The organism is Paraglaciecola sp. L3A3 (genome assembly GCF_009796765.1).
Taxonomy (GTDB): domain Bacteria; phylum Pseudomonadota; class Gammaproteobacteria; order Enterobacterales; family Alteromonadaceae; genus Paraglaciecola.
On the sequence record NZ_CP047023.1, the window covers coordinates 1217342 to 1234229 of the forward strand.

Below are 16888 nucleotides of genomic sequence, written 5' to 3' on the forward strand. Positions count from 1 at the left end.
GAATGGATTCCTGCTAACTACATGCAGGAATGACGGGCTTTGGGGGTTGTGATGTGATTGCGGATTTACCATTCATTGTTATGGTGTAACAGTTTCTGAATTACTGCCTTTTTAGGATATCCCGACAGTCTCACACTTCATCATTCCGGTTGCTTCCACCATCGTCATTCCTACAGCCCCACATCACTTCATTCTGGTTATCGCTACTATCGTAATTCCTACCGTCCCACATCTCGTCATTCCGGTAGTCTTTTAAGCCGGAATCCAGGGCTTTAGAGCAGTAGCTAGAAAATAGTGGCTAGTAGATGGTTAAGAGCCAAAGCAAAAGCAAAAGAATGGATTCCTGCTAACTACATGCAGGAATGACGGGCTTTGGGGGTTGTGATGTGATTGCGGATTTACCATTCATTGTTATGGTGTAACAGTTTCTGAATTACTGCCTTTTTAGGATATCCCGACAGTCTCACACTTCATCATTCCTACCGTCCCACCATCGTCATTCCGGTAGTTTTTTGAGCCGGAATCCAGGGCTTTTAAGTGCAGTGTGGGATCTGCTGTTGCTTTTCTCTGTGTCGCGCAGCCTCTGTGATCGGCTTTTGATTTTAACATTCTATTGCTTTTTTCGGTGCACCTCTGTGACACGCTTTAGCTTTTAGCTGTTGTCTTTTTCTCGTAGCTCGATTCTAGAATCTCGCGGCTGCTTTATTCTGCAGCATGCTGCTTAGTCAGGCTTCATGCTGCAGGGATCTGCGTTATTCTGCTTTTACTGTCTCTGACCAATTACTATCTTGAGAATTGAATTGGCGTTTAATCTTAAAGTAGACTTGTTTTTCAGCGGCTAAATCTATGCTCAACATGCCTCTGACGTTAGACACAAAGGTTTTATCTAATTGGTCTTTGCTGTTGCCATATTGAACTTGATAATTACCGTCTGCAAAGTCACTTGAGTAGGCGATTACTAGTTTGTTGTCGACAATAAAACTGTCCCAAATAATCGGTGGTAAAGGTTTAGTGTCGGTACTGGCTGTGATTGCTTTAGATGCTTGGCTTGGTCCTTTGTCGTTAATAGCAAACAGGCTGAATTGATAGCTTTGATTAGCTTGTAAGCCGTTAATATCAATTCTATCGCTTATGGTTTTGTCAGATGTGTGGGTAACCCCTTTTTCATCTGTATAACGAACAAAGTATTCAGTTGCATTAGGCACTTTATCAAATAATATCCTGACTGCATTTTTGCCTGAGAGCAGGGTGTTAATTTGTGGCGTAATCGCTGGTTGAAAAGAAACCGTTTTGCTCAAGCGAGTATGCTTGGTTGGGGTCACTAGGCTTAAGCTCAGATCGAGTACGTCATTTGGTAGTGAGGTCCAGTTAATGGTGCCTTGCCAATCTTTATCTAGTGGCGTAATACTTGGCAAATTTTTCACATTGCTATAAACCACTTGGCCTTGGCTATTTCTAAATTGATAACGTAGCTGATAGTTGTGCATACTATGGCTAGGATAGTCGCCGGGATCTCTCACTGGCATACGTACCTGAGCTTGGTTGTTGCTAAAATCTATATTGGTTACTTCGATATCTTTAACCGGAGCATATTCTCTTTGAATACGTTGATATAAACGGCGTTTTTCGCGCCATGATGTGATCACACCCCATACACGATTTTCTTCGGCCGTTGTGCCTGCATAACCACTGCGGTAGTCGTTGAAGGTCCACATGGAGGTGCCAATCACAAACTCATTTTTATGTCTAAAATGATTAGTCCATTCAGAAAATATTTCTTTATCCGCATCTAACGCCGTTGACGGGAAGGGGTCAAAACCAAACTCAGAAATAAACACCGGCTTATCAGGCCACTTAGCCCTTAAAGTATTTAAAATGTCTTGTGGCTCACCCTGCCAGCGATACATGTTGTGCATGATGATGTCAGAAAAAGTATTGGGGTCGGTTTCTGGGGTATATTGTGGTTTTTGTCCCGAGTTACTTACCACAGTTAACAAGCGGTATGGGTCTAACTCTGTTTTGACGTAATCAATTGCAGCTTTACCGTATTCATAATGATTGTTTAGCTCATTACCTACGCTCCAACCAATAATACTAGGGTGGTTGATGTCTCGTTCGATCATGCCTTTTAACCAATATTTGGCTAAAAAATAGTTCTTTTCGGTGACTGTGATGCCGTGTTCTGGACGCAATTTTACGTAAGCTTCATCTAAAGTTAGAATTTCTTCATCGGCCAAGTTTAGTTGAATGCCTTTTTCTTGCTCTAGTTTGGCAACTGGGTAGTAGTTCGCTCTAAATTCATCGTTATCTAGATCCCGAACATTGATTTCTTCAAATAATAACAGGCCTTTTTTATCGGCTAATTCGAACAAGGTTTTGTTTTGTGTGCCATGCATAATTCGCATAAAGTTGGCACCGGCTTCTTTCATTAAATCAATGTCTTGTGCCAATATTTCTGCAGGTTCAGACGAGCCCCAATATCTGTGTTCACTAACACGGTTAAAGCCGGCTAGTCGTACAGGTTCGCCGTTGAGTAACATTTTAGAATCTGTTAGTTCGACTTTTCTAATACCGAAATTTTCTAGTTTTGTATGCAAAACCTGGTTGTTTTCGCTGATCGAAGTTTCTATCTGATACAGTTCGGGATTATCAAAATGCCATAACTTGACTTGTGCTGCACTCAGCTGAGTGTCTAAATGTATTTCTTTGCTGCTATTGGCTGGCACATCAATATTCCCACTTAATGTGGCGATTTGTTTGCCGTCTAAGATATTCGAATTAAGCTGAATTTGGCGACTGACGTTGGCGTTGTTTTCAACTTTTACCCGCAACTTGATGTTGGCACTGCCTGTTTCTAAGTCGGGATCGGCATGCACATATTGGTAATCAATCCGTACATCGTTATTTTTAGTTAGGGTGACATCACGAATAATACCGCCCCAGTTCCACGTAGCTCCGACTACGGCGCTATTATCAGCTTGCACCGCAATGACGTTATCGCCAGCAAAATTAAGGGCATCTGTCACATCAAATTCAAATGGAGTAAAACCACCACGGTTTTTACCTATCAGTGTGCCGTTTAGGTAAACACTGGCTAAATGATAAACGCCTTCAAACTTTAAGTAGTACCTTTGGTCTGAGGCTTTTTGCCAAGATTTAGGTAAATTAATATGTTTACGGTACCAAGCCTTGCCGGTGTAATTAGAAAAATCATTGTTCATGCCCCAGTGCCCAGGAACTTTTAAATCAGCCCAATTAGTATCATCGAAATTACTCAGGTAAACGCGGCTTGGCTGTAGTTTGGCTTGTTGGTATTTTTCTTCAGAAATTTCTCTAAACATCACCGCATCGGCAGCGACTGTGCCGCTTACGATAGCGGTAAGTTCAACATAATTTTGTTGTTGGCTGTCAAACTTAAAAATGCCTAAGCTGTTCCATTCATTACAAAACACTCGTTGGCTTATGTATTTAGTTGCCTCACCATCAGCATGTTTAACCTTGTATTGGGCGGTTAAATGTGAAGAAAATGGGTAGCGAGTAAAGGCCTCGTAATAGCCTGATTTTTGAAATTTAGGGTAAAAACGAAAATACGAATCGTCATCTTTGTTGGCGTTTTGTAAGTTGGTTAAAGTGAAATTATGCTGAACATAATCATCGCCATATATTTGCGTGTTGCGTTGACCAACAGTAGAAGATTTCCACTTACCTTTCATTTCGACGTTTGCATCTTTGTTGTCAATGACAAGGTCGCTGCTTTGCTCCTGAATGTTCATATAATTGGAGCCTTCACCGTAAATGGCATAAAACTTCCAATCTCCATTTAATGAAATTTTTTCTTCATCAACAGTGTTGTTTGGCTCTTGTTGCATGCTACAACTAGCAATAAATGTAATGATTAACATCAATGCTAAACAGGATCGCAGTTTACTTTTTATCATTTTTTAACCTTCAGTCAGAAATCCGGGTAAGCTTGTTAGTGTGGTCACTAACCGCATAATTTTATATTTGAATACATTACTTCATTGGCGCTATATTAGCAACGTTCTGATGGTTAAATGTAAAGTTAATGTGAAAAAGAAAAAGAGCAGTAAATAGCAGATAGTTAAGAGCAAAAGATAAAAGAGTTTGAACCACAGAGAACACAGAGTTAAAGATGGTTAATATTTGCCTTAACTGTAGGTCGCGGCTTTAGCCCGTCAATGTAAAAAATAGACGCCATAAATGGACGACCTACAAAAGACGAAAAGAAATTTGAACCACAGAGGGCACAGAGAACACAGAGGTAAAGAAGGTTAAGATTTGCCTCAATTGTAGGTCGTGGCTTTAGCCCGTCAATGTAAAAAATAGACGCCATAAATGGATGACCTACAAAAGAAGAGAAGAATTTGAACCGCAGAGGGCACGGAAAACACAGAGGGAATGGGTGTTAAAACAAGCCCACACTATCGTCATTCCTACCGTCCCACTATCGTCATTCCTACCGTCCCACCATCGTCATTCCGGTAGTTCCCACATTTCGTCATTCCGGTAGTCTTTTGAGCCGGAATCCAGGGCTTTTAAGTGCAGTGTGGGATCTGCTGTTGCTTTTCTCTGTGTCGCGCAGCCTCTGTGATCGGCTTTTGATTTTAACATTCTATTGCTTTTTTCGGTGCACCTCTGTGACACGCTTTAGCTTTTAGCTCTTTGCTGTTGTCTTTTTCTCGTAGCTCGATTCTAGAATCTCGCGGCTGCTTAGCTTGTTTTTTCAAAAAAATCTTTGACATATGAAATTTCATATATATGATTATCCGTATGTGTTGTTCTGAGTTAAGCTTATGTCGCCAGTTACTTTTTATAAATGTTTATCTGAAGATACCCGTTTACAGTGTTTGTTGCTGATCACGCTCAAACAAGAATTGTGTGTTTGTGATTTAACTGCCGCCTTGCAGTTGAGCCAACCTAAGGTGTCTAGGCATTTAGCTGAATTGCGTAAATGTGGCCTGTTGGCAGATGAAAGACGGGGTAAGTGGGTGTATTACCGACTTGCATCTAATTTGCCTAGTTGGGCAACAGAGGTATTAACGACTACCACAAATAACAATGCCGAATATTTGGCTAATAGTTTAGCCAATCTCAATCAAACACTATCCACTGAAAAATGTTGCTAGTTTTTTAGATATCTTAGGAAAAAATCAAAATGAAAATTCTATATATTTGCACTCATAACCGTTGTCGCAGTATTTTGTCTGAAGCAATTACTAATCATTATGCCAACGGTAAAATTGAAGCCAGAAGCGCAGGAAGTCAGCCGGCTGGAGAGGTACACCCATTATCTCTTAAATACTTGGCTGAGGCGGGTATATCGACAGAGGGATTAACTAGCCAATCGTGGGATGATTTTGAATATTTTGAGGCTGATATAGTAGTGACAGTTTGTGATTCTGCTGCTGGTGAGTCTTGTCCTGTATGGTTTGGTAAAAGCCTAAAAGTGCATTGGGGCTTAGCTGATCCTTCTAAATTAGAAGGCTCAGAAGAAGAGCTTGCTCAAGCTTTCCGTGAAACTATCGAGCTGATCAAACAAAGAGTAGAAGCATTGTTAAAGCTGGATATACAAGATAAAGAACAGCTTAAAATCGCCCTTGCAAATTTAGGAGCCAGTGCATGAGTGTGAGTGATATGCCCAATTTACAAAGCGACGAATTTAACGTGCCTAGCGTTGAGTCTTTTACAAAAACGGCTGCAACGCATAAACCAAAAATATTGTTGTTGTATGGCTCGTTACGAGAGCGCTCTTTTAGTCGCTTAGTGATTGAAGAATCAGCTCGTTTGTTACAAGCCATGGGCGCAGAAACTAAAATATTTGATCCAACAGGTTTGCCTTTACCCGATGGAGACGATGCCACTAACCCTAAAGTGGTTGAGTTGCGTGAATTAATGATGTGGTCAGAAGGCCAAGTTTGGTGTTCACCAGAACGCCATGGTTCGATGACCGGTATTATGAAAAGCCAAATTGATTGGGTGCCTTTAAGTATTGGTGCGGTGCGCCCAACTCAAGGTAAAACCTTGGCTGTGATGCAAGTAAGTGGTGGCTCACAATCCTTTAATGCAGTGAATCAAATGCGTGTGTTAGGCCGTTGGATGCGTATGTTAACCATACCTAATCAGTCTTCGGTGGCTAAAGCCTTTTTAGAATTTGATGATAATAACCGCATGAAACCGTCTTCTTACTACAACCGAATTGTAGATGTATTAGAAGAGTTGATGAAGTTTACTCTGTTAACGCGAGATAATGCTGAATATCTGGTTGACCGATATTCAGAGCGAGTAGAAAGCGCAGAGCAATTAAGCAAGCGTGTTAATCAAAGATCAATATAGCTTGTTATAAACGGCCAATTTGTAGGAGAAAATAATGGGATTATTTGAACGATATTTATCAGTTTGGGTGGGCATAAGTATCATTGCTGGGGTGATTCTAGGTAGTTATTTTCCTGCGGTGTTTGAGCAAGTCGCGGCGCTAGAATACGCTCACGTTAATATAGTGGTAGCTGTGTTGATTTGGTTTATGGTGTATCCGATGATGGTGCAAATTGACTTTTCATCCATCAAAGATGTGGGAAAAAAACCTAAAGGTTTAATGCTGACTTTAGTGGTTAACTGGCTAATTAAACCTTTTACTATGGCCGTTTTAGGTTGGTTATTTTTTAAAGGTTTTTTTGCCGATTGGGTCGACCCGCAATCAGCCAACGAATACATAGCCGGTATGATCTTACTGGGCGTGGCTCCTTGTACTGCCATGGTTTTTGTATGGAGCCAAATGACCAAAGGCGACGCTAACTATACTTTGGTACAAGTGTCGATTAACGACATTATTATGATATTCGCCTTTGCTCCTTTAACTGCACTTTTATTAGGTGTTAGTGATATACAAGTGCCTTGGGATACCTTGTTATTGTCTGTGGTTTTATATGTGGTTTTGCCCTTAGTTGCGGGCGCATTGACCCGTAAAGTGTTGGATAAAAATCAAGGAGCAAAAAGTGATTCAAAAGACGAAGTTGGCCACAAAGCGGTAGATAGGTTTGTAGCGACACTTAAACCTTGGTCAATCATAGGTTTGTTAGCCACAGTGGTTTTATTATTTGGTTTTCAAGCGCAAAGTATTTTAGACCAACCTCAAACCATAGTGTTGATTGCGATCCCTTTGATTATTCAAACCTACGGTATTTTTGCGATAGCTTACTTTTTTGCCAAGCGTTTAAAGTTACCCCATAACGTGGCAGCTCCGGCTTGTATGATTGGAACCTCTAACTTTTTTGAGTTGGCCGTAGCCGTGGCTATTTCGTTATTTGGTTTACATTCTGGTGCGGCATTAGCCACGGTAGTAGGTGTGTTGGTAGAAGTGCCTGTGATGCTGTCTTTAGTCTATTTTGCCAACCGCACGCGCCATTGGTTTGGCTAAGCAGTAAGAGAGATGTAGGTCGTGGCTTTAGCCCGTCAATGTAAAAATAGACGCCATAAATGGACGACCTACAAAAGAAGAAAAGAAATTTGAACCACAGAGAACACAGAGGGAATGGGTGTTAATACAAACCCCACATCTCGTCATTCCGGTAGTCTTTTAAGCCGGAATCCATAAAGCAGACTAAGCAGAGTGAAGCAGGTAAAGATAAGAGCGATGTAGGTCGTGGCTTTAGCCCGTCAATGTTGAAAAATAGACGCCATAAATGGACGACCTACAAAAGACGAGAAGCAGACTGAGCAGAGTGAGCAGAGTTAAGCAGTTAAAAGACAAGAGCCAAAAACAAAGAATGGATTCCTGCTAACTACATGCAGGAATGACGGGCTTTGGGGGTTGTGATGTGCTTGCGGATTTACTATCTAATGTTGAATTATTACCTTTTTAGGATATCCGACAGTCCCACACTATCATCATTCCTACCGTCCCACATCTCGTCATTCCGGTAGTCTTTTAAGCCGGAATCCAGGGCTTTAATAGTGGCTAGGAGATGGTTAAGAGCCAAAGCCAAAGAATGGATTCCTGCTAACTACATGCAGGAATGACGGGCTTTGGGGGTTGTGATGTGCTTGAGGATTTACTCTTCAATGTTGAATTATTACCTTTTTAGGATATCCCGACAGTCCCATATATGACTGGCTTTAGGGATTATGATGTTCTTTTAGCAGATCTCATCCTCAAACTATTTCCTACCTCCTATTTACTAGGGCTGCTCTAGTCTGCCTCATTCAGGACTATTCAGCAGTGCCAGTGCCTTCCATTGAACGGTTGTTATTTATTTGTCATTCAATGTTTTACTGGTTAAATTTGACCTGTTAAGCTCCTACTCAATAAAATAATAGGAAATATAATGAAAAATATTATTGTAGTTTTAGCGCTGTTGATTGCAGGTTGCGGATCATCAGGCCCAGTAAGTGAACCTTTATCTATCGTGCCTGCTGATAAAAGTTCGGTTAACTGGTGGATGCCTCGCCATGAGGAAAAATTACTATCAAAAGATCAAATGGGTAAGGTTGATTTGGTTTTTTTAGGCGATTCAATAACTCACTTTTGGGAGAGGAAAGCTAAAAAAGTTTGGCAGCAATATTATGGTCACCGTAGTGCACTAAACATAGGTTTTAGCGCTGATAGAACCGAAAACGTTTTATGGCGTTTAGAAAATGGTGAAGTTGATGGTATTGATCCTAAATTAGTGGTGTTGATGATAGGCACCAATAATACTGGCCACAGGCAAGACGCTCCTAAAGATACAGCACTTGGTATTAAAACAATTCTTCATACTTTAGAAACTAAGTTGCCAAACTCTAAAATTTTGTTACTGGCGATATTTCCCCGTGGCGCCAGTGTTGATGATCCCCTGCGTAAAATAAATGATGATATTAATCTTATTATTAAAGATTTTGATGATGGTGAGCTGGTTCATTATTTAGATATTAATCATGTGTTTTTGGATGACAAAGGCAACTTAAGTCAAACTGTGATGGAAGATCTATTACACCCTAACCCCAATCAATATAAGGTTTGGGCAGAGGCAATGGAGCCCAAAATTAGAGTTTTAATGGCTGAGAATGATTAGTCGCTATTACTTTTTTAAATGGAAAATCTTATTTAATAGGGGCTGTGGGTAATACTTAAGCCGCTATTAAATAAGACTCTTGTCTTATATTTTTAGCCTTTCGCTGATACGAACCTTTACCTTTTTTAGCTTTGACTACCTGTACTTTATATAGTTTTGAAGTAACCAATGCGGCTAAAAAATTATCTTTGATAATTCCTCTACCTAAATCTGTTGCACCAATATTAGCTTTCGCTAATGGCTTTTTATTTTTACTCATTATTGTTCCTTTATATTATTTATCCATGAATGATTTTCAATGGATTGTCATTAGGTTTAATGCGTTTAATACACTAAACATTTGCGCAAGATATAGTATTCAATAGGCAATGCAAGTGATATTTTGGCTGGTGGAAATCTACCGACAAACTGCTAACAATACAGCGTAGAATTATTCGGTTAAAATAGCCGTATACAAACTTTTTGACGTTTAATTAGGTTTAAAAAACAAGTGATATCAAAAAAAATACGTGAGCTTTTTGTTTCTATGATGGAAGCTGACAAAGACAATACTGCTGTTACCTATGATGCAGAAACAGATCAATATACGGGTTACTTTAATCAAACTGTAGTGAATAAGTTTATTGATGCAGGTTTACTCGAATTAGTCGACAACCAAGATGGGCTAATCTCAGTGTTGATCAATAACCGCGACGATTTTTTGAGTGGTTTTGCTTCTGGAGTAAACGAAGCACGTTTAGGGCGAGATCAATATTACGCAGATTATAATGCCAATCCTTTTGCTTTTTCTGTGGGATACGAGCACTTTTTAGATATGAACAAAAAGCCTCGACGGTTAGTGGGCTATGTGTGCCATGGCTTTATTAATGACGATACAGGTGAGTTACATGCGCAATAAACCGCCCATTCTACCTAGTTGAGGTTGTGCTAATTGATGATTGAAGACCCTAAACAATTAAGCCGTGATTATGATAGCCAAGGCTATTTTGTTATCCGGCAGTATTTTACTGAAGATGAAATATCATCCCTCAGACAGACGATCTTAAAATTTCATCAAGCTTGGAAAAAAGACCACCAAGTTTTCTATGAAGAAGAGGCATTTAATTCTTCGTTAATCACTGGCAGTGAGTATTTAGCCCCAGAAGACAGAGTAAAGTTATTTAACTTTATTAGCTCAACAAAAATGATGGCAGTGGTTGAATCGCTTATTCCGAACAGCCCTGCCTTTATGAATACTCAATTGTTTTTTAACCCAGTCAATCCGCAGCAAAAAGATTTTTGGCACCGAGATTGTCAATATGATCACAATCTAGAGGGCCAACAAAAAGCCATTGCTGAAACCCAGGTTGTGCATTTACGTGTGCCTTTATTTGATGAATTGGGTATGGAGTTGGTACCGGGTACTCATAAACGCTGGGATAATGCTGAAGAATTTAATGTGCGCCAAGAAGTCAAAGGCAAAGTCAGCAGTGATGATTTATCTACTGGTGAAAAAATCCCATTAGCGGCCGGTGACTTGTTGGTGTTTTCGGCCGATATGATCCATCGCGGTTTATACGGCTTAGACAGGTTAGCCTTAGATATCTTGGTATTTGATCCCCAAGGTGATTTTGTCGACTACGTGGATGACGACTGTCTACCAGATATGGCAATGCTGGATAAAATTCACGACCCAAGATTGTTTGTTCATACTATGCAGCTAAAAACATTCAGCAAAGATCAGCACTGTCTAGATAACCCTAAATAACAATTGTCGTTATCAAATAGTTTTCAGTCACCTTGTTTGGGGTGATTAAATTACCCCTTAGCGTTTATTTGACTTAGAGTCGCTTTTTGGTCGCATACTTTAGTCTAAGATTTGACCACTAAAGCTTGTTTTTTTATTTGTTTCCAATAAAGTGGATTTTACAAGGGGATATCGATTCTTAACATTTAGTGAGTTATTGATATTTCTCTCCACAAAAACTTAATTAGGATTCTCCTCAAGCGTTTGTTTTTTTGTTCATTCGCCCATAGGTAGTAGTAAATTCATGATTGAATATCGGGCTCAAATGCCACGTACGGACCACGAACTACGTCAAGCAATCGACAGACTTAAACAACATGCTATTTTGCATTTTGATGCGCAACAATTGTTTATGGAAATGTTACGTGAAGTTGGGGAGTTGACTGACTCAAGTTTTGCAATAGTCTTGAAGCAAGTTGATATGGATAATAATCAACCTCGTCATACTTGTATTGCAGCGCAACATCGAAGCAATAAAGGGGATTGGGGAAATCTTGATGTTAACGGTTTATTACATTTAGACCAAAGTGCCAAGCCTTTCTTTGATGTGTTATTGCAATGTAAAGCTATGGTGTTAGATCGCCTCGGATTACGCATTCTCAACAACTTTAACTCCAATTGGCCTTCAGTAGAACGAGCCATGCTTATTCCTATGGGAGTTGATAAATATAATAATTATCTAATTTGTATTGGCAATTCTAAAAAGCACTACCATACAGAAGAAGTGCAAAGATTATGGCCATTACTGATCCATGTGTCGACTCAACTACAATTGTTAGTAAGTCATTCTGCGAGCAAGTACTCGCAAAAAGAACAATTATTAAACAAATATAGTCCACAAGATAATGAAGTATGGCGTAACATATTTTATCGATTAGAGAAAACTAGTCCACTGGCGATGATCACTCTTAATTCTGACAAGCTCATTTGTCGGGTCAATGAGTCTGCTGAAAATTTACTCTCTATCGCTGGCTCTGAGTTATTACAAAAACCAATCGAAGAGTTTTTAGTTAATCATTCCATTATTCTGCAGGCTTTAAAAAATACTAGCGCAGTTAATATGGCAAGTCGCATGCGCAGTGGGCTGGGTAGTGTGCTAGATGTGAAATTAAATCTTGTACCTTATGAAGAGAATAATACTAAATACGATTTAGTATTAATTGAGAAAGTTGAATCACTGACAATTAATCAAAATGCAGTGGCAGTAGCGTTAGAGCGCTTTCAAGTCTTAGCCTCAATGTTACCAATGGGAATTTTGCAAACCGATGCAGAATGGCAAACTGAATATTTTAATCAGCGTTGGTTAGAAATTACTGACTGTAAAGTGGGTGATGTATATGGTTTAGGCTGGATGCAATTATTTCATCCTGATGAAGCTGAAGAACTGTTAACCCAGTTACATATTAGTATTAGTGGTGGCCATGAATTTATTCGTGAATGCCAGATGGTATACCAGCAGAGCTATAAATGGGTGATGCTACATGTCACTCCCATTATTGATCCCAAAGGCGAAGTAAAAGGTTTAATCGCTACAGTTGGCGATTTTTCTAAACAACATGAAGCTGAAGAGCGTTTGCGTGAAATGGCTGAAAAAGATCCATTAACGGGCTTGTCTAATAGAGCTTGTTTCTTTGATCGACTGGATCACGCCCTTGATCGTGTTGAACGCCATGGTTCTTTAGCATTACTGGCATTAGATTTAGATGGTTTTAAACATATTAATGACACCCTAGGTCATGATGTGGGCGACTTCATATTAATTGAAGTGGCGAAAAGATTACGTAATTGTGTGCGTATTGAGGATACCGTGTGTCGAGTAGGTGGTGATGAGTTTTTACTGATTATCGAAGGGTTAGACGATGCAACAATAGTCGCCTCATTGGCCGAAAAAGTTTTACATGAACTTGAAGAGCCCTATCAATTAGGTTCAAAAGAGATTTTTATTTCAACCAGTATCGGCATTAGTTTTTCTGTCACAGGCCGTAAATGCACAAGTAAAACTTTATTAAAACAAGCTGACCTCGCTTTATATAGAGCGAAAGATGCGGGTCGAAATAACTATCAATATTACTCTCCTGAATTAGAACAGGCCTCTAGAAAAAAGCTGGAACTGACTAATGATCTGCATAGAGCCCTTGGTAAACAGGAATTTGAAGTGTTTTACCAAGCACAAATAGATATTGATAGTAATAAAATTAAAGGTTTTGAAGCCTTGTTACGTTGGCAACATCCTCAAAAAGGTATGTTGTCGCCAACTGATTTTATTCCATTGTTAGAAGAATCTGGGCTTATTTCAAATGTCAGTGATTGGATGTGTCAGCATAGTTTCCATCAATTACGCCAGTGGATAGATGACGGATTATTGGATCACGATGCGGTAATGGCAGTCAATATTAGTCCAAGGCAATTTTACGATGAGCATTTAGTTGAGCAAATATATAATGCTATCGTGAATGCAAATTTAAGCTGCGCCAATGTAGTCGTTGAAGTGACAGAAACCTTGTTACTTAAAGAGCACAGCCTGATTATAAAACATCTTCAAAACCTACATGCACTGGGTATTAAAATAGCCCTTGATGATTTTGGCACAGGTTTTTCTTCATTAAGTTATCTGAAAAAATTTCCTATCGATATCATTAAAATAGACAGAAGTTTTATTAAAGATATTGCCACCGATGAAAGCGATTCATTAATTACCCGAGCAGTGATTAAATTGGGCGAATCACTAGGCTTAACTGTGCTGGCCGAGGGGGTAGATTCTGCGCCCATATTAGCGTTATTAAAACAGTGGCATTGTGAAAAGTATCAGGGCTATCTGGTGAATCAACCTGTCCCTGCCAACCAAATTAAAGCCCTTTGTGCTGAACATAAAGAAGCATTTAATAATCTAAAAAGTTAAATTATTCAAACACATATAAAAAACAATGTTTTAGCGTTTTAATACATATGTATTACGAGTGTAGATTTTATCTCATTGGAAATATTGAAGGATATTATGTCAAATATTAGCGTCACAGATACTTCACCAACCAGCAGCGAACCAAAATCGTTATTTTATGTAGCTGTGGGTGCATCTGCAGGTGGTTTAGAAGCATTAAATGAGTTTGTTTCAGCATTGCCAAAACATGCTTCTATGGCTTATATGATAGTGCAACATTTGTCGCCTGACTTTGACAGTTTAATGGATCAGCTCTTGCAACGTCGCACCGATCTTAAAATTTGCACTGTTACCGATGGGATGGAAATTGAGGCAGACACTATTTATTTAATGCCACCACGTACTAATATGTTAATGGCAGAAGGAAAATTAATTTTAGTCGATCAAGTTCCTCATCAAGGCAGTAATTTTCCAATTGATGTGTTTTTTAGGTCAGTAGCCGCTGATGCTCAACATCGCAGTGTCGCTGTTATTTTGTCTGGTACTGGGAGTGATGGTAGTCGTGGTATCAAAGACATTAAAGAGGCGGGTGGGCTAACAATTGTTCAAGATCCTGAAGAAGCGCAGTTTGATGGTATGCCATTATGTGCCATTCAAACTGATTTAGTGGATGCTGTGATGTTGGCTAGTGACATGCCTGAATACTTAGTTAAAGTATTTGGTTCAAAGAAAGCACCTGAAATCGTCGGTGATTCAATCATAAGTCACTTTGATGATAAAGTTTTAGATAGGATCTATGCCCATCTATTAGAAGGCTATGATATCGATTTTAGTTTATATAAGCCAAATACGGTTAAACGTCGAATTGAACGACGAATGAAGATTCATGATATTGAAGATTTATCAGAGTATTCAAAATTAATAATTGAATATCCACAAGAAGCCAAAACACTCACTAAAGAGATGCTCATTGGGGTGACGCATTTTTTTAGAGATGTAGAGGCATTTGATTGTTTACAGCATCAGGTTATTCCTAGTATTTTTGATAATACACCAGCTAATGAAACGATCAGAGTGTGGACCGCAGGTTGCTCTAGCGGCGAAGAAGCTTATTCAATTGCCATGTTGTTTGATGAAGAACGACAGCGCAGGAAAAGCGGTCATGAAATTAAAATATTTGCCTCTGACGTTGATGCTAATGCCATTAAAGAAGCAAGTGCGGGTGTGTTTTCAAATAATATTGCAGCAGATGTAAATGCAGAACGTTTAGAGTGTTATTTTCTACAAATTGAAGGCGGTTATACCGTATCTCCAAAATTAAGGCATTTAGTGGTATTTGCTAATCATAACTTACTTAAAGATCCACCATTTTCAAATTGTCAGTTGGTGGTCTGTCGTAACCTAATGATTTATTTTCAAACTAAAGCACAACAAAATGTGCTGTCCATGATGCAGTTTTCGTTACGTAAAGATGGCTATTTATTTTTGGGTAGTTCTGAAACCTTGGGCGACTTTAAGAAAAACTTTAAGTCGATTAATGATAAGTATCGTATCTATCAAAAAGATCAAAACATTCCAAGAGTGAATAATTTATTTACTTTGCCAGTCAATAATAAAGATCGTAAGAGCCCACCTAGTATTGAAAGAATTTTAAATCATTACCAGCAGCCGAAAGAAATTAACCATATGCCAGCCTTAGAAGCATTAATTAATGACTTTATTCCTGCTTGCGTGATTATGAGCGAACAGTTGGAAGTGATTCATTTATATGGTGATTTGCAGCCCTACACTAAGCCGTTACAACAAGGACGCTTTAGTGCCAAAATTGGCGATTATTTATTAGAAGGCTTGGCCATGGCGGTAACAACCGCTATTCACAAAGTGGTGAAGCTAAAAGAAGCGGTTCGTTTTAAAGATATCCAGTATGAGTCTTTAAAGGGTGAAATCGCCACTGTGGATGTTGTCGCGCTCTATGTGCCTAGCACTAAAAGTAGTAATACTTATGTTGCTGTGGGTTTTAGTCCCTCTACAATTACGAGTCCTTTAAAACAAGTTAGTGTGGCTTATGATGACCAAATTGAACCGCAGAAACGAATAGATGATTTAGAAGAAGCTTTGCGTCATAACCAATATCATTTGAGTGCCACAATTGAAGAATTGGAAACCACCAATGAAGAGTTGCAAAGTACCAATGAAGAATTGATGGCTTCGAACGAAGAGCTACAAAGTACCAATGAAGAATTGCAATCAGTTAATGAAGAGTTATATAGCGTTAATAGTGAATATCAGGAGCAAATTGAAGAAACCACTAAGTTAAATCTAGATATCGAAAATATTATTAAGTCAGCGGATATTGGTTTTATATTTTTGGATGATGCTATGGTTATTCGCCGGTTTTCTCCCATTGCTAAGCAACATATTAATTTAATCGAGTCTGATATAGGTCGGCCGTTCCATCATATTTCCCATAGTTTAAAATATGAGGGGCTATTAAAAGAAATATCTGCGGTTATCAATGATGAAAAAACGATTGAGAAAGAAGTCAGCACAGTCGCTAATACGCAAATGCTGATTAAACTGGCGCCTTATTTGGATAAAACCAATACTGCCCAAGGCTGTGTTATTTCACTGACAGACATTAGCCAAATGCAAATATTGAAAAAGAACCTTGCTAATAGTTATGCAGAGCTTAAAGATATTATGGCCATTAACTTTACCTCAAGTGAAGAGTTTGTGGATATCTTGGTTGTGGATGACAATGATGTGGATTTGTTAGCAATAGAGTCGACCTTACAAAGCATTAACAGTAAAAATGGAACATATAAAATTCATTGTGTTACTAGTTTTAATGAAGCTAAAGCGTTTATTCAGCAGCAGAAAATTGATTTATGTTTACTTGATTACAAACTGGGTGGCTACGATGGTTTAGAATTGGTAAGAGAATTAAATGAAGTTGAAGATAGACCCGCTTTCATTTTATTTTCTGGTGCAGTGAATGACGAGTTAACCAAAAGTGCTATTCAACTAGGTATTTATGATGTCATTGATAAAGCTGATATTTCTCCATCATTATTGGAACTTAGTATTAAATATTCATTACGACATAAAAAAACCGAAGCTTATCTGAATACTTTGGTGTAAGTCAAAATATAGAGT

General features: G+C 38.9%; 12 protein-coding genes. 9 read left to right on the forward strand and 3 right to left on the reverse strand.

The window, feature by feature from the left end; all coding sequences use genetic code 11:
* Window positions 1–752 precede the first annotated feature (752 nt).
* Both GQR87_RS05080 and GQR87_RS05085 read right to left on the reverse strand, forming a co-directional pair.
* Complete coding sequence (locus tag GQR87_RS05080) at window positions 753–3938, reverse strand: glycoside hydrolase family 2 TIM barrel-domain containing protein (protein ID WP_158967176.1); 3186 nt, start codon at window positions 3936–3938, stop codon at window positions 753–755.
* A gap of 687 nt (window positions 3939–4625) precedes the next feature.
* Window positions 4626–4763 (reverse strand): hypothetical protein, encoded by a 138-nt coding sequence (locus tag GQR87_RS05085; RefSeq protein WP_158967178.1) that lies wholly within the window; start codon window positions 4761–4763, stop codon window positions 4626–4628.
* 51 nt (window positions 4764–4814) lie between these two features.
* On the opposite strand from GQR87_RS05085, the gene GQR87_RS05090 reads away from it, so the two are divergent.
* The 5 genes from GQR87_RS05090 (at window position 4815) to GQR87_RS05110 (ending at window position 9068) form a co-directional block, all read left to right on the forward strand.
* A complete protein-coding gene (locus GQR87_RS05090; protein WP_158967180.1) occupies window positions 4815–5147 on the forward strand; it encodes a metalloregulator ArsR/SmtB family transcription factor in 333 nt (110 codons plus the stop codon).
* Window positions 5148–5176: 29 nt separating this feature from the next.
* On the forward strand, window positions 5177–5644 hold the full coding sequence (locus GQR87_RS05095; RefSeq protein WP_158967182.1) for an arsenate reductase ArsC: 468 nt from the start codon (window positions 5177–5179) through the stop codon (window positions 5642–5644).
* An 11-nt stretch (window positions 5645–5655) separates the two neighbouring features.
* Entirely contained in the window at window positions 5656–6354 is a 699-nt protein-coding gene (gene arsH / locus GQR87_RS05100; RefSeq protein ID WP_199271733.1) for an arsenical resistance protein ArsH, read from the forward strand.
* A 34-nt stretch (window positions 6355–6388) separates the two neighbouring features.
* A complete protein-coding gene (gene arsB, locus GQR87_RS05105) occupies window positions 6389–7435 on the forward strand; it encodes an ACR3 family arsenite efflux transporter (protein WP_158967186.1) in 1047 nt (348 codons plus the stop codon).
* Window positions 7436–8342: 907 nt separating this feature from the next.
* The gene (locus tag GQR87_RS05110) at window positions 8343–9068 is read left to right on the forward strand and encodes a platelet-activating factor acetylhydrolase IB subunit (RefSeq protein WP_158967188.1); all 726 of its coding nucleotides are present in this window, start codon (window positions 8343–8345) and stop codon (window positions 9066–9068) included.
* Window positions 9069–9123: 55 nt separating this feature from the next.
* Here GQR87_RS05110 and arfA read toward each other — a convergent pair whose 3' ends face one another.
* A complete protein-coding gene (gene arfA, locus GQR87_RS05115; RefSeq protein WP_158967190.1) occupies window positions 9124–9327 on the reverse strand; it encodes a ribosome alternative rescue factor ArfA in 204 nt (67 codons plus the stop codon).
* Between the two features lie 231 nt (window positions 9328–9558).
* Here arfA and GQR87_RS05120 point away from each other — a divergent pair, with 231 nt between their 5' ends.
* From GQR87_RS05120 to GQR87_RS05135, 4 genes are all read left to right on the forward strand, one after another.
* Complete coding sequence (locus tag GQR87_RS05120; protein WP_158967192.1) at window positions 9559–9966, forward strand: hypothetical protein; 408 nt, start codon at window positions 9559–9561, stop codon at window positions 9964–9966.
* 36 nt (window positions 9967–10002) lie between these two features.
* Window positions 10003–10815, forward strand: a complete 813-nt coding sequence (locus GQR87_RS05125; protein WP_158967194.1) for a phytanoyl-CoA dioxygenase family protein — start codon at window positions 10003–10005, stop codon at window positions 10813–10815.
* Between the two features lie 283 nt (window positions 10816–11098).
* Window positions 11099–13753 carry an EAL domain-containing protein gene (locus GQR87_RS05130; RefSeq protein WP_158967196.1) on the forward strand — a complete coding sequence of 885 codons (2655 nt, stop codon included), beginning with the start codon at window positions 11099–11101 and terminating at the stop codon, window positions 13751–13753.
* 96 nt (window positions 13754–13849) lie between these two features.
* Window positions 13850–16873: a chemotaxis protein CheB gene (locus GQR87_RS05135; RefSeq protein ID WP_158967198.1), complete on the forward strand. Its 3024-nt coding sequence runs from the start codon at window positions 13850–13852 to the stop codon at window positions 16871–16873.
* Window positions 16874–16888 lie beyond the last annotated feature (15 nt).

Bases quoted from the DNA above. Each gene is read 5' to 3' on its own strand.
- arfA (WP_158967190.1), bottom strand. From the start codon at position 9,327: ATGAGTAAAAATAAAAAGCCATTAGCGAAAGCTAATATTGGTGCAACA.
- GQR87_RS05135 (WP_158967198.1), top strand. From the start codon at position 13,850: ATGTCAAATATTAGCGTCACAGATACTTCACCAACCAGCAGCGAACCA.
- GQR87_RS05130 (WP_158967196.1), top strand. From the start codon at position 11,099: ATGATTGAATATCGGGCTCAAATGCCACGTACGGACCACGAACTACGT.
- arsH (WP_199271733.1), top strand. From the start codon at position 5,656: ATGCCCAATTTACAAAGCGACGAATTTAACGTGCCTAGCGTTGAGTCT.
- GQR87_RS05125 (WP_158967194.1), top strand. From the start codon at position 10,003: ATGATTGAAGACCCTAAACAATTAAGCCGTGATTATGATAGCCAAGGC.
- GQR87_RS05080 (WP_158967176.1), bottom strand. From the start codon at position 3,938: ATGATAAAAAGTAAACTGCGATCCTGTTTAGCATTGATGTTAATCATT.
- GQR87_RS05090 (WP_158967180.1), top strand. From the start codon at position 4,815: ATGTCGCCAGTTACTTTTTATAAATGTTTATCTGAAGATACCCGTTTA.
- GQR87_RS05095 (WP_158967182.1), top strand. From the start codon at position 5,177: ATGAAAATTCTATATATTTGCACTCATAACCGTTGTCGCAGTATTTTG.
- GQR87_RS05085 (WP_158967178.1), bottom strand. From the start codon at position 4,763: ATGTCAAAGATTTTTTTGAAAAAACAAGCTAAGCAGCCGCGAGATTCT.
- GQR87_RS05110 (WP_158967188.1), top strand. From the start codon at position 8,343: ATGAAAAATATTATTGTAGTTTTAGCGCTGTTGATTGCAGGTTGCGGA.
- arsB (WP_158967186.1), top strand. From the start codon at position 6,389: ATGGGATTATTTGAACGATATTTATCAGTTTGGGTGGGCATAAGTATC.